The organism is Micromonospora luteifusca (assembly GCF_016907275.1).
In the GTDB taxonomy this organism is placed as follows: domain Bacteria; phylum Actinomycetota; class Actinomycetes; order Mycobacteriales; family Micromonosporaceae; genus Micromonospora; species Micromonospora luteifusca.
Genome location: NZ_JAFBBP010000001.1, coordinates 3,007,777 through 3,021,553, shown reverse-complemented (window position 1 = coordinate 3,021,553; position 13,777 = coordinate 3,007,777). Strand labels below are relative to the sequence as shown.

Sequence of the window (13,777 nt, the reverse complement as noted above, 5' to 3'; positions counted from 1 at the left end):
CAGCCAGCATCACCCGATTGGTGTGCCGCTGACGCAGGTGAGCACCTGGCCCTGACCGCGAATGGCGCTCGATCTGGCCGTGGTGAACCCGCGGGCTTCGAGTAGCAGCTTGGTTGCGGTGAGGTTCGCCGTGGCGTGTGCGGCTGTGGGCCGCTCGCCGAACACGTAGAGCTGCCCGCCGGGGGCCAGCAGGCTCCGCATCCGGTCGATCGGCTGAACCGCGTCGCCCAGCCAGAACAGGCTGACGTTCACCGCGAAGATCTTGGTGAAACGGTGGGCCGGAAGGTCGGCCGACTCGAGTCCGGCACATCGAATCTCAGCTCTGCCGGCGTTGATGTGGCTCAGGTTCCGTTCGGTCGCGAGCCGCACCATCGTCGCTGCTCGGTCGATGGCGACGATTCGGCCGGTCGTGAGTCGGCTGGCGACCAGGGAGACGGCCACGCCCCGACCGCAGCCGATCTCCAACACCTGGTCGTCGGCTGCGACAGCCATCCTGTCCACCGCCCATCGCTGCCGATGGGCTGCCGTCGTCGGCACCGGTTCGTCGGGTGCGGAGACGGTGTCGGCGGTGGAGAAACCCGGATCGCCGGTCGGCAGGGTGAACTTCACGACGTCACTCGCCGGTGCCTGCTCTACGCACATCTCTGATTCCACCCTGCCGGGCGAGTCAGTGCACCGTGTCCTCTGTCACCGGTGCGGTGCTCTGCGGCAATTGCGCCGCCTTGGCCGTGGCGCCGCCGTGGTGGTCGAGTCTGTCGCGCAGCGTGCCGGCGAAGCCCTCGGCCATGGTCAGCTGGTCACGCAGGGCGGTGACGCGGGTGGTGCCGGCGTCCTCGTAGTTCCACTCGGGCGTCCGACCCTACTCTTCCGTGCGGGGAGAGTAGGCCCAGCGTGGTGACCGTCACCGGCACCAGGGCCACGCCCGCCTCGTGGTCCGGGGCGGCGCGTCGAGCAGACGCCGCCCCGGACTCACTGGGGGATCAGGCGATCCGGTAGGCGCGCTGGATCGTCTGGGTGACCATGTTGCCGGCGGTGTCGGTCGCCGTCAGTCGGAGCGAGACGAAGCCGGCCTGCCGGGGGTGACTGATGCGGGCGACGTCCCGGAGCACCGGCAGCGCGACCCACGTCCTGCCGTCGTCGAACGACGCCGAGACGTCCAGCGTTCGGTTGGGCGCGGCCGTGGAGCCAGCCTGGCGGTCCAGGGCCACCGGAATGGTCATGGTCCGGCCCGCGCGGGCCGTGTTGGTGTCGTCGAGCACCGGCGTCGCTCGGGCTGTCGTCAGGGGCAGCCGTTGCGGAGCCGTCGTGTGCGCCGAAGTGAAGGTCCAGGCCACCGAGACCGAGGTCGACAGGGTGTCCGGGGCGGCGCGGGTGACGGTCGCCTCCAGACGGTAGGTGGCCTTCTCGGCGGGCACCGCGAACTCGGCCCACGGATTGTCCGAGGTGCCGATCTCCGTGCCGTTGCGCAACAGCCGGAACTGCACCGGCCGGTCGTCGCGACTCGCGGGGCGACCGGCGGCGTCACCGAACAGCGGCAACGACGAGAGGGAGATGGTGTCGCCGTCGCGGCCCGCGTACCCCAGGGGCGACAGGGTCGGTGCCTGGGTCACTGAGGGCCCGAAGGGCGCCGCGTTCCAAATCTGGGGGTACGTCCGACCGGGCTTGAAGGTCGACTCCTGCGTGCTGAAGTTGTCGCCCTCGACGAACGTGGACGTCCAGACGATGCCGCCGTCGGTGTTGTAGTACTCGGTGCCGTGGAACGGCAGGTCGACAGGCGTACTCGAACCGATCGGGCCCGAGCCACCGGGCGCCGACGCACGGTGGAACCGGACGGCCGTCGCGGCCGTGGACTGGCTGCGGTAGGTCGCCTTGACCGTGGCGAGGTTCTTCGCCGACAGCTTCCTGGTCAGACCCGTGAACATGTCGCCTGGGCTGACGTACGCCAGGTCGTACGTGTAGGGGCTGTTCCGGAAGGTTCCGTCCTTGCCGGGGCGGGCAAGCCCGACACCCAGCGTCGCGGTGAACTCGGGTGCCGCGACGGCGGGCCCGATCCGACCGAAGAAGACGTCGGCGAAGGACACCCCGCTGAGCTGGACACCCGGGTAGCGCAGGCCGTCGTTCCAGTTCGCGCTCACGTTGATGGAGAGGGGCGCGGCGTCGCGCTGAGGCACCGTCAGCGCGACCGGCTTGGCGGTACGGGCGTCGACGGCCTCGGTGACCGGTCCGCGTACGTCCAACATGGGCTGGACGAGCAGCGTCGACGCGTTGCCCTCGTGAATGGTGCTGTAGAGCCCGTAACGGCCCTTGGGCAGCCGCAGAATGCTGCCGTCCAATTCCCCGTCGAGGGTGGTGAACTCGCCGGTGCTCAGGTTCGCCGCCACGGTCGTGTACTCCGTGGCCGGTTTGCCGTCACGTCCGGTGTGGTTGACCCGTACGTCGTAGCTCTCGATCTCGCGGTTCAGCGCGAACGGTGTGCGTACCCGCAGGTCGTTGGCACCGGTCGCGGTCAGCGCACCCTGGTAGACGCCGTCGGTGGCGTTCACCCGGGTGTCGACGGTGATCGTCGCCTCGGCGTGGCCGCCGGCCGGCACCACCAGCGTGGTCGGGCTGACGGTGATCATGCCGGCCGGAGCCGGGGCGATGGTCAGGTTCAGGGTGACCGGCGCGCTGCCGGTGTTGCGGTAGCCGACGACCTGGGTGATCGGGGTGTCGTCGGCGTGCGGCCAGCGCTGGACCGGAAAGTCGATGGCGGCGATGTCGGCGGCGACCGGCTGGGCTACCGCGCGGGCGATGTCGACCCGACCTGCGCCCAGCTCGTAGAGGGTGTCCTCGCCGGTCGGCTTGGCGGAGTCCATCAGGGCGGCCTTGAGCTGCGGGCCGGTCCAGTCCGGGTGCTGCCCGGCGAGGATCGCGGCAGTTCCGGCCACGTGCGGGGTGGCCATCGACGTGCCCGACATGGTCGCGTAGTCGCCGCCGGGGGCAGCGGCCACGATGTCGACACCGGGTGCGCTGATCTCGGGCTTGATGTGGTTGTCGCCGATGCGCGGACCCCGGCTGGAGAAGTAGGCCCGCTGGTCGTCGGCGTCGACCGCGGCGACGGCGAGGGCGTCGTCGGCGGAGGCCGGCGAGGAGACCGACTTCGGCTTGCCCTCGTTGCCGGCCGCGATCACGAAGAGGGTGCCGTACTGGTGGCTGAGCTCCTGGACCGCCGTCTCCAGCGGGTCGAGGCGGGGCGTGTCGTCGCCGCCCACGCTCAGGTTGACCACCCGCGTCTGCGGCGCGAGCCACTGCATGCCGGTGATGATGTCCGAGTCCTGGCATTCGGTGGTGGCGCAGACCTTGCCGACGAGCAGCTTCGCTCCCGGCGCCACACCTCGGTACCGGCCGCCGGAGGCGGCGCCGCTGCCGACGATGGTCGACGCCACGTGGGTGCCGTGGCCGACCGTGTCGGCGGGGTCGTTGCCACCGGTGAAGTCCCGGACCTCGGTGAGGCGCCCGGCGAAGTCGGGGTGGGCGGCGTCGATCCCGGTGTCCAGCACGCCAACGGTGATGCCGGTGCCGTCGAAGCCGGCCTGCCAGGCGGCCGGGGCACCGATCTGCGGCACGCTGCGATCAAGGGAGACCTCGCGCTTGCCGTCCAGCCAGATGTGGTCGATCCCGGCGGCGAGGGTGCGCGCCGACGTCGTTCCCCGGGTGAGCGACGTCCAGAGCGTGACCCGGTCGTCCCGGTTCGCCCGTACGGCCAACGCGTGGGCGGCGGGCAGGTCGGCCCGCACCCGTCCGTCACCCCCGACGGTCGCGGCCCGTGCCTGCGTCGCCATGTTCTCGGGGTACGCGACCAGCAGCGGCAGGTCGGCCGCCCGGTCGTCGTAGCCGAACTCGCCGAGCGTGGTGAGGTCGAACAGCCGGCGGTCGAGGCGTCCGTCCCGCAGCAGTGGCATCGCGTCCACCGGGATCACGAACTGGTGGCCGCCCTCGCGGCTGGTCACGAACCGCATGTCGGCCCGCCCCGGCCCGCGCTGGATCTGCGGCTGGCCGTCCGCGTCCACCGAAACCCGGTCGCCCGTGATCAGCGTGAAGGCGCCGGGCCTGCCCTTGGCCGTGGCCACCGGCTGCACCTGCGCATTCGCCGGGGTGGCCGTCAGGCCCGCCGCTACCAGCGCGGTCGCGAGTACGCCCGCTGTCAGCGCCCGTCGTTGCCGTCGTCGCACATCGTCCTCTCCGCCACGGGCGTCTCCCGGGACGGCACGATGACGCCTGGCCGGAGCGTTAGGTTGATCACCCTGTGGTGACGGCGGTCACAATCTTGCCCCGCGCCGAGGTGTCCGATTGACCCAGGCGGGTTCCATGCGGCGGTGACCAGGGGACGAGGCATTGGAGGGCACCGGTCGGATGCGTGATGCCGAGGAGTTCGACGCCCTCTACGCGGCCTGTGCCGGCCGGGTCGTGGGTCACGTGTACGCGCTGACCGGAAACCGTGCCGAGGCGGAGGATGCCGTGGCCGAGGCGTTCATGCGGGCCTGGCAGCGGTGGCGGACGGTGCGGGAGGCGGACAGCCCGGAGGCGTGGGTCCGCCGCGTCGCGTCCCGGATCGCGGTGAGCAGTTGGCGCAAGACGTTCAATCGGATGCGCGCTCATCGTCGGGCCGCCGTCGACCAGGGCGTGCCCGGACTGAACGAGGACCACGTCGCCCTGTTGCAGGCGCTGCAGCGGCTGAGTGCCAACGAGCGCCGAGCCGTCGTGCTGCACCATCTGAACGATCTCAGCGTCGCAGACGTGGCAGCCGAAATGCAGGCGCCCGTCGGGACCGTGAAGACGTACCTCGCCCGGGGTCGGAGAGCAATGGCCGGGTTGCTGACCGATGTGCACCAGGAGGAGACCCCCCATGGCTGATCCGCGCGATGACCTCACGGCGATCGTCGACGAGGTTCGGCGAGTCACCACGCTGCCGGGGGCGCAGACGCTGCGCGACCGCAGCGACCGGCGACGACGGCGTCGGGCGGCCGTCAGCGCAGCGGGGCTGGCCGTCGTGGCCGTTGCCGCTGGCACAACCCTGATGCAGGTACGAGCCAACGTCGAGACGCCGGGTGTCGCCGGCCCAGCGAGCCAGGTCCCACCATCTGTCGTCCCGTCCGTGACGTCCGCAGCCGGGCCTCAGGAGATCCTCGGCGGCAAGCGGCAGGTCGAGATCGCGGTGCCAGGTGTGGCCGGGGCCACGTTGGCGATCGGCCGTGGCACCGACCAGGTGAAGGCCACCATCGAGCGGGGGGTGGGCGACGGGGCGCTGTGGGTTCTGCGTCCCGAGGGGAACAGCTACCGGATCACCCTGGCCGCGCCTTCCGGCGGCAGCGCGGTCTGCATGACCGTCGTGCACGACACCGCGCCGGGCAGCGTACGCGGACGGGTGTGCGATCCGGCTGCCGCGACACAGCTCTTCCGGATCGACCAGGTCGCTGACGGCAGCTACTCGATCTTTCAGGGCAAGCGCTACGTCCAGGTGGTCGACGGCACCAACGCGCTGGTCCCCGACCTGCCCGAGGGGCTGACCACCACGTACGAGTTCGAGGATCGCGGGCCCGTCCCGCGCTGAGCCGTGCGACGTCGACGCTCGCCGGTTGTCGAAAGGTTTCCGAAACGGACGGTGGGACCACCGGCGCACCCGCAGTTGCTCGGCATGGTGCTGGCATCTCGCCCTGGGTGGTTGCTCGCTGGGTGACGACGAGCGGCACCGAAAGTTTCGGAAAGTAATTGACACCTCACGATGGTTTTGCTCAGACTTGACACGGCTGGCATTCGTGATCATCGATCACGTTTCGTTCCTTCCCACCATCACCCTCGGAAGGAGAGCCCTGGTGATCATCCGCTCGGGCCGTTCAAGGACCCGCTCTGTGCTCGTCGCGCTGGCGGTAGCCGCGCTCACCGTCGCCGGATCGGTATCGGTAGTAGCAAGAACGACAACCGCGCAGGCCGCCGCGGACGTCCTGGCGGCCGCGGCGGTGGAGGACGAGGGCGCCGACTGCGCGGTGTCCGGTCTGCCGGACCTCGGTTCGCTGCCCACCAACGCCAAGCTTCCCGATCCCTTCAAGAAACTGAACGGTGCGACCATCACCGCCAAATCCGACTGGCGTTGCCGTCGGGCGGAAATCAAGGAGTTGGCCGAGAAATTCGTCTTCGGCGAGAAGCCGGCCAAGCCGGCCACCGTCACGGGGACGGTCTCGACCACCAACATCACCGTGAACGTGTCGCACAACGGCAGGAGCTCCAGCTTCTCGGCACGGGTCGAGCTGCCCAGCGGCACCGGTCCGTTCCCGGCCGTCGTGGTCGTGGGTGGGTTCGGCGCGGACACGGCCACCATCAGGGCCGCTGGTGCTGCCGTCATCAGCTACGACCCGTTGGCCGTTGGTCGCGAGGGCACACCCCGAAACAACAAGCAGGGCGCGTTCTACAGCATCTACGGCTCATCGAGCAGCACCGGGCTGCTCGCGGCCTGGGGTTGGGGCGTGAGCCGGATCATCGACGTCATCGAGCAGTCCGGCACCACGATCCTCAAGTCCGACGCGATGGGCGTCACCGGATGCTCGCGCTACGGCAAGGGCGCCTTCGCGATCGGTGTGTTCGACCAGCGCATCGCTCTGACCATGCCGATCGAGTCGGGCAGCGCGGGAGTTCCCATCTTCCGGGGCATCCCCGGGGAGGGCGCCCAGAGCCTGAGCAGCGCGTACGGCGAGCAGCCATGGTTGGGTGACGAGTTCGGCTCCTTCACCGGCAGCCCGAACCGACTCCCGGTGGACACGCACGAGATGGTCGCCATGGTGGCACCGCGAGGGCTGTTCATCATGGACAACCCGCACATCGCCAACCTTGGACCACGGTCGGCGAGCGTGGCGGCGCTGGGCGGCGCGGAGGTCTACAAGGCGCTCGGCGCTGGCGACAACATCACCTACTGGTCCGACGTCCAGGACGGCAGCCACTGCGCCAACCGCCCCGAGTGGCGTACCCCGCTGCAGAACAACATCCGGAAGTTCCTGTTGAAGACGGGCAACGAGCCGGGAGCGATCCGGATTCACAGCAAGGCGCTCGGCCGGTTGGCCGACTGGCGGGACTGGCAGACGCCGGCCCTGGCTGACGGCCCGACGACCCCGCCGCCGACGACCCCGCCGCCGACGACCCCGCCGCCGACGACCCCGCCGCCGACGACCCCGCCGCCGACGACGCCACCGCCCACGACGCCACCACCGACCACGCCGCCGCCGACCACGCCGCCGCCCACCGGTGGTGGATGTACGGCGACCGTGTCGGTCAACCAGTGGGCGGGTGGTTTCGTCGCCGCGGTCCGGGTGACCGCTGGCACCACACCGATCAACGGCTGGACGGTCACCATGACCCTGCCGTCAGGAGCCGGCATCACCAACATCTGGAGTGCCAACCGGAGCGGCACCACCGGCACCGTGCAGTTCACCAATGTCGCCTACAACGGCTCCATCGGACCTGGTCAGTCGACCGAATTCGGCTACCAGGGCACGGGCACCGGAGCGGGGACGAGCCCCACCTGCTCGGCCGCATAACCCCTCAGGCCCGGTGTGGAGGTCGCAAGCCTCCGCACCGGGTCCTGCCGGTTCTGCCCGGACGGCCCCGATCGTCAGAGCCAGACCACGATCCCGGTCAGGTCGTTGAGGACCGCCGCCACGCCGGCCCTGATCGCCGCCCCGCAGCGTTCGGCGGTGAACGAGTTCGGGTCGTACGTCGAGGACATGCCGAGCCCTTCCCCGCGGAACGACGCGCCGTCCCAGTCGACCGAGGTGACGTTGTGGGTGGGTTCGGCCAGTTCCGCGCCCACCACGAGAAAGTTCTCGTCCAGGTGGTTCGGGGTCACCAGTGCGAGGGGGTCGATGAGGTCGTTGCCCGCACTGACGATGAGGTCCGGGCCCATCTCTCTCGCCTTGGTGATGCTGGGAAGGGCGTCGTGCGCGTCGCCGACGACGATCGTCCTGAGGGCGACGTGCTCGTCGTCGGCCCAGTCCTTGACCGCCGTCACGAGCGCCTTCGTCGGGTTGTCGTCGCCGACGGTGAGCAGCACCACCCGGTAGTCCTTCGGCGGGTGGACATCGGCCCACGAGCCGGGCGCCGGCGTGATGGTCGCCTCCGGGGCGGGCGTCGTGGAGGGGTCGACGAACCCGGGGCCGAGTGCGCCGACGGCGCTGGGCGTGGGGTGCGGCTGTGACCAGTCGTCGCCGGAACTGCAAGCGGTGACCAGCGCGGCGGTCACGGCCAGCATGGCAACGGCCCGAAGCGGGGGGCGCAAGGCGGTCGTCCTTTCGAGTGGTGGCGGAAGGTCGGCGTGGTTCTTCGTATTCCTATCTCAATTCCGGTCGCCGATTAGCTGTGGGCGGCCGGGCGAGGCCTTTGTTTTCCAGCGGTTCGTCGGTGCGGGGGTTGGTGTTCACCCGAGACGTGCAACGTGCACTGGCCAACCGAGGGAGCCGCATGTTAGGGCGCATCCGCCGTACCGTTATCGTCATCGCTGTCGGGATCGCCGCGGCGGTGATTCCATTTCTGGGTGCCGGAACGGCGTCCGCGCACGGCTTTTCGTCGACCGTGTACGCGAAAATCACCGCGGGAGACGAGGGTCACATCCGCACGGCGTTGGAGCTCGAATACGACCTCCTCATCGTGTCCGCCGCTGATTCCGGCGACGATGATCCGCTCTTCCAGACGGGAACGGCCGCATTTGAGGCGGGTGACGCCGACGCTCAGGCCGCGGCGTTGAAGAGCCATGCGTCGACGGTTCTCACGTATGTCTCCGACCGGTTCTCGGTGCGTGCGCGCAGCGCGGACTGCCGGCCGACCCAGGTGGGCGACGCGACGATCGGCGAGCGCGATGGCGTCCCGCACGCGACTCTGCTGCTGGACTGGACCTGCCCCGAGCGGGTTGCCGAGCACGAGGTGCGCAGCGGTCTCTTCCCTGATGACGAGGGTTACGTCAAGGGCACCAAGACGATCGTCACCTACGAGATCGACGGCCGTTCGGGCAGCGCGGCGCTCGACGCCGCCAACCCCTCCTTCTCGACCGGTCAGGCATGGTACGAGCGGTTCGGCGAGTTCTTCCTGCTGGGCGCCGAGCACCTGCTCTCCGGGATCGACCACATCCTGTTCCTGCTCGCGCTCATCGCCGGGTCGCGACGCCTTCGCGAGATCGTGCTCGCGGCCACCAGTTTCACCCTGGCCCACTCGGTGACGTTCATGCTCGCGGCACTCGGCCTGGTCAAGGTGCCGGGGGCGATCGTGGAGCCGGTCATCGCGTTGTCGATCGCCGTGGTCGCCGGCTGGCACCTGTGGGGGATCTGGCGGCGCGGTGAGCACGCGTCCGACCTGGAGACGACCGGGCAGGGTCACTTCAGCCTGGATCGGGCCGGCTGGATCCGCCTCGGTGTGGTGTTCTGCTTCGGCCTGGTGCACGGCCTGGGTTTCGCGGGCGCGCTGGGCATCGACGAGGCCTGGTCGTGGACTCTGCTCTGGTCGCTGCTGGTGTTCAACATCGGCATCGAGGTCGTTCAGTTGACGATTATCGCTCTTGTCTTCCCGCTGCTGCTCGTCCTGCGCCGCCGTGCGCCCAAAGCCGGCATCTGGGCGACCGGCGTTGTTTCCGCAGCCGTGTCCGTCATGGGCCTCATCTGGTTTGTGCAGCGCGTTTCTGGGTCCTGAGTAGGGCTAAGTAGTTCGCGAAGTGCAGGCTTTCGCAAGATCACGTTCATGGTTGGTTCATCAGGCAGCGAAAGCGTGGATTTACTTCCCCAGCGTCGGGGAAGGCACAATCCATTTCTCTATTTGAAAAGGGAACAATGTCGATGACATTGAGCACCTCGACACGGGCCCCCGGGCTCGTGCGGCGGCGCGTGGTCGCCGGGGTCGCAGCCGGGTTCCTGGGAATGGGCGCGGCCCTCGGCAGTGGTCTCATGGCCACTGCGAGTGCAGCCGCGTCCACCACGATCACCGGTGTGGTCCTCGGCGTCGGCGCCAACGAGACCCAGCGCATCGTGACCTGGTACTCCTCTGCCGACACCGCGCAGAAGATCCAGCTCGCCCCGACCGCCGAGATCGTCAACGGCGAGTTCCCGGCCAGCGCGGTCAGCTTCGAAGCCGTTGGTGCGGCGAACACCTCCACCACCGGCTTCAACCGGCACGCCACGATCAGTGACCTGCGCGAGAACATGACGTACTCGTACCGGGTCGGCGCCGAGGGCAACTGGTCCCCGGCGTACTCCTTCAAGACGCGGGCGTTCGAGGGCGACTACGACTTCCTGTTCTTCGGGGACCCGCAGATCGGCTCCTCCGGTGACCGGCTGAAGGACCAGGCCGGCTGGGAGGAGACCCTGAAGGTCGCCACCGCGGCCAACCCGAACACCGAGCTGCTGGTCTCCGCTGGTGACCACGTCGAGAGCGCCAACGACGAGGGTCAGTGGGACTCGTTCCTGGCCCCCGACCAGCTGCGTCAGTACCCCCTCGGTGCCACCATCGGTAACCACGATGTCGGCGGCAAGTCCTGGGAGCAGCACCACTTCACGCCGAACACCGACCGCTCGGCCCAGTACTACACCGGGGACCAGGCGACCCGCTCCGGCGGTGACTTCTGGTACATCTACAAGGACGTGCTGTTCATCGACCTGAACAGCAACAGCTACGTCAACCCGGCCGATGGCTCCGCCGGCGGCGACGCGGCGCACGTCTCGTACGTCACCGACGTCGTCAACAAGCACGGGTCCGAGGCCAAGTGGAAGGTGCTGGTCTACCACCACTCCATCTACTCGGCGGCGACCCACTCCACCGACGGGGACAACGCGGCCCGTCGGAAGGACTTCACGACGGCGTTCTCCGACCTCGGCATCGACATGGTGTTGCAGGGGCACGACCACGTCTACACCCGTAGCTACTCGATCAAGAACGGTCAGAAGGAGAACCCGGCCGAGCAGCCTGGCGCTGCCGACGTGTTCCCCGGCCCGGGCGGCGTCATCTACGCGACGGCCAACTCCGCCTCTGGCTCGAAGTACTACGACATCAAGAAGCCGGGCACCACCGGCACCGGTCCCGACGGCCTCGGCCCGGACCCGCTGAACCCGAGCAACTACTGGTTCAACTCGGTGGAGAACCAGGAGCACGTCCGCAGCTACGTCAAGGTGTCGGTCAAGGCCGACAAGCTGGTGCTCGAGAACATCCGCAGCGGCACCTGCGCGGCGCCGAACGCGGCCGTCGAGAAGGGCCTCTCCTGCGTCAACACCGCCGAGGGTCAGCCGGTCGGCTCGATCGTCGACAGCACGACCATCCACCCGTACCACGGTGACGGTCAGGCCATCCAGGTCAACGTGCCGAACCCGGCTCCGGGCGAGTTCGGCTGGACGATCGACGGCTACAACGGCCTGGTCAACCTGGGCACCGCCCAGGAGCGCAACGGCACCTCCTTCGAGGCGGCCGGCAAGATCAACCCGATCCTCGTGTCGGACAGCCGCCGCACGCTCGCCCCGTGGTCGATCTCGGCCAACGTCGGCGACTTCCAGGACGCCGACAAGAAGTTCTCCGGCTCCTACCTGGGCTGGAACCCGTACGTGCTCGACGGCGGCGCGGGCGCCGAGGCTGGTGCCCCGGTCCTGTCGTCCTTCGACGACCAGGGCAAGGGCCTCTCGGTCTCCAGCGGCCTCGCCGCGGCCGTGCAGGGTCACCCGCGGGGCGACGCCCGGCTCGGTGCTGACCTGGATCTGAAGATCCCGGACAGCATCGCGGTGGGTAGCTACCGCACCACCCTCACGATCACTGCGCTGAGCAGCTGACCGAACAGCTCCATCGGGCGGGGTAGGCACCTTCGGGTGCCTACCCCGCCACCCATTTGTCATCCTCCCAAGATCACCTCAAGGATCTGAAATGCAACCGTCCGTAACGCGCTGGAAGACCACGACCGCCATCCTCCTTCGTACGACCGCGCTGTCCCTGCTCGCCGCCGTCGCGGCCGCCGGCGTCGGTGCCGGCCCCGCCCTGGCGGCAGACGGCAACGTCGCCTGGACGGTCCGGACGGCCTCCAACAGCTACGGCGAAGCTCGGTCCAGTTACAGCTACAACGTCAACCCCGGTGGCTCCGTCGAGGACGCCATGGTCGTGGCCAACCGTGGCCCGGCTCCGCTGACCCTGTCCGTGTACGCCGCCGACGGCTTCACGACCGGCGCGGGCCAGCTCGATCTCCTGACCAAGGACAAGAAGTCCGTCGCGATCGGTGCCTGGGCGAAGCCGAACGCCGGCAGTGTGGTGGTCCAGCCCGGAAAGACCGCGCAGGTCCCCTTCAAGATCAGCGTCCCGGACAACGCCACGCCCGGCGACTACGTCGGCGGCATCCTCACCACGCTGACCCAGTCCGACCAGGCCGAGGGCGTCAACGTCGACCGGCGCCTCGGTATCCGGATCAAGATGCGGGTGGGCGGTGACCTGAAGCCGAACCTCGCGATCGAGGACCTCCACGTGAAGTACGCCGGCCCGTCCAATCCGTTCAGCAAGGGTGACGCCACCATCACCTACACGGTCCACAACGTCGGCAACGCCGCCCTGTCCGGGCAGCAGGCGGTGTCGGTCTCGGGCCCGTTCGGGCTGCTGCGAGTGCGAGCCAAGGACATCGCCGCGCCGCCGGAGCTGCTTCCGGGCGAGAGCTGGAAGGTGACGGTGCCCCTGCACGGTGTGGCTCCCGTCGTCTCGCTGGCCGCGACCGCGACCCTCACGCCCCTGCTCACTGACGCCTCGGGCTCTACCACCCCGCTCAAGCCGGTCCAGGTCACCGCGCACGGCTGGGCCCTGCCGTGGCTGTTGGTGCTGGTGCTCGTCGTGCTGATCGCCGTGCTCGTCGGGGCGTTCCTGTACCGGCGCCGCAACCGGACGCAGCGCAAGGCGCGTGAGGACGCCCGCGTACGCGACGCCGTCGAGCAGGCGCTGCGTGGTCAGGAGCCGCCGACGTCCTGATCGCGGCCCCGGTCAGCGCCGCTGGTCGTGGTCGGCGGCGGTGGCCGCACGGCGGGTCAGGCCGTCCGCGACCACGATCACGGCTATCACCAACACCGCCGCCGGCACGGATGCCCAGGTCGGGGCCGTGCGCAGTACCACCGTGCCGAGCACGGCGCCGACCACCAACCCCGCCAGCCGACCGACACCGCCCACGTCGGCGAACCGGTGCGGGTCAACGACGCGACGCCGGACCAGCTCGGTCAGTGAACCCGTCAGATAGGTGGTCGACGCACCGCGTACGCCGGCACCAACGGTGATCACGCTCTGTATGCCGCTCGCCGCTGCCGCCATCCCGAGCAGCACCAGGCCGAAGCCGTACCCGGGACGTGCCGAACAGGCCAACCAGCCCACCGTGAACCCGAGCAGCAGCACCGCCTCGGCGGACGTCACCACCGCGGTACGGACGTTCCACCCCGGCGGGGTGTGGCGCAACGGCACCGTGGCAGCGGCCACCCCCACGGCGTACCCACCAACCGCCACCACCGCACCCGCGAGCGAGCGGGCGTCGGCAGTGGCGATCGCGTGGCCGAAGTGCACCAGGTTGCCGGTGATCACGCTGGCGAAGTACGCGTTGAGCCTGGTCAGGCAGATCACGTCGATGCAGCCGGAGGCCGCGGCCAAGGCGACCAGGAGCCAGGCCGTGGCCCGTGTCGAGGGGGCGCGCACCGTGCCCTCCCGTCGGTCCCCGCTGGCGGCGTGACCGCCGCGATCGCCCGGAGCCGCCCGACCCGGGTGGCAGCCATTC

Annotated in this window: 10 protein-coding genes; 6 read left to right on the top strand and 4 right to left on the bottom strand. The window is 69.5% G+C overall.

What is annotated here, in order from left to right; genetic code table 11:
- Nucleotides 1–9 precede the first annotated feature (9 nt).
- Both JOD64_RS13490 and JOD64_RS13485 read right to left on the bottom strand, forming a co-directional pair.
- Complete coding sequence (locus JOD64_RS13490; RefSeq protein ID WP_204942546.1) at nt 10–642, bottom strand: class I SAM-dependent methyltransferase; 633 nt, start codon at nt 640–642, stop codon at nt 10–12.
- A 338-nt stretch (nt 643–980) separates the two neighbouring features.
- Nucleotides 981–4,211: a S8 family peptidase gene (locus tag JOD64_RS13485; protein WP_204942545.1), complete on the bottom strand. Its 3,231-nt coding sequence runs from the start codon at nt 4,209–4,211 to the stop codon at nt 981–983.
- A 181-nt stretch (nt 4,212–4,392) separates the two neighbouring features.
- On the opposite strand from JOD64_RS13485, the gene JOD64_RS13480 reads away from it, so the two are divergent.
- From JOD64_RS13480 to JOD64_RS32965, 3 genes are all read left to right on the top strand, one after another.
- On the top strand, nt 4,393–4,893 hold the full coding sequence (locus JOD64_RS13480; RefSeq protein WP_204942544.1) for a sigma-70 family RNA polymerase sigma factor: 501 nt from the start codon (nt 4,393–4,395) through the stop codon (nt 4,891–4,893).
- Nucleotides 4,886–5,590: a hypothetical protein gene (locus JOD64_RS13475; RefSeq protein ID WP_204942543.1), complete on the top strand. Its 705-nt coding sequence runs from the start codon at nt 4,886–4,888 to the stop codon at nt 5,588–5,590. Before JOD64_RS13480 ends, JOD64_RS13475 begins: the two co-directional genes overlap by 8 nt.
- A 298-nt stretch (nt 5,591–5,888) precedes the next feature.
- Entirely contained in the window at nt 5,889–7,565 is a 1,677-nt protein-coding gene (locus tag JOD64_RS32965) for a glucuronyl esterase domain-containing protein (protein ID WP_307813374.1), read from the top strand.
- Between the two features lie 74 nt (nt 7,566–7,639).
- On the opposite strand, the gene JOD64_RS13465 is transcribed toward JOD64_RS32965, so the two are convergent.
- Nucleotides 7,640–8,302, bottom strand: coding sequence for a type 1 periplasmic-binding domain-containing protein (locus JOD64_RS13465; RefSeq protein ID WP_204942542.1), 663 nt, complete (start codon nt 8,300–8,302; stop codon nt 7,640–7,642).
- A gap of 122 nt (nt 8,303–8,424) precedes the next feature.
- Here JOD64_RS13465 and JOD64_RS13460 point away from each other — a divergent pair, with 122 nt between their 5' ends.
- From JOD64_RS13460 to JOD64_RS13450, 3 genes are all read left to right on the top strand, one after another.
- The gene (locus JOD64_RS13460; protein ID WP_307813373.1) at nt 8,425–9,702 is read left to right on the top strand and encodes a HupE/UreJ family protein; all 1,278 of its coding nucleotides are present in this window, start codon (nt 8,425–8,427) and stop codon (nt 9,700–9,702) included.
- A gap of 251 nt (nt 9,703–9,953) precedes the next feature.
- A complete protein-coding gene (locus tag JOD64_RS13455) occupies nt 9,954–11,819 on the top strand; it encodes a purple acid phosphatase family protein (protein WP_239559502.1) in 1,866 nt (621 codons plus the stop codon).
- Nucleotides 11,820–11,910: 91 nt separating this feature from the next.
- The gene (locus JOD64_RS13450; RefSeq protein WP_204942540.1) at nt 11,911–12,990 is read left to right on the top strand and encodes a WxL protein peptidoglycan domain-containing protein; all 1,080 of its coding nucleotides are present in this window, start codon (nt 11,911–11,913) and stop codon (nt 12,988–12,990) included.
- A gap of 12 nt (nt 12,991–13,002) precedes the next feature.
- On the opposite strand, the gene JOD64_RS13445 is transcribed toward JOD64_RS13450, so the two are convergent.
- The gene (locus JOD64_RS13445; RefSeq protein WP_204942539.1) at nt 13,003–13,698 is read right to left on the bottom strand and encodes a YoaK family protein; all 696 of its coding nucleotides are present in this window, start codon (nt 13,696–13,698) and stop codon (nt 13,003–13,005) included.
- Nucleotides 13,699–13,777 lie beyond the last annotated feature (79 nt).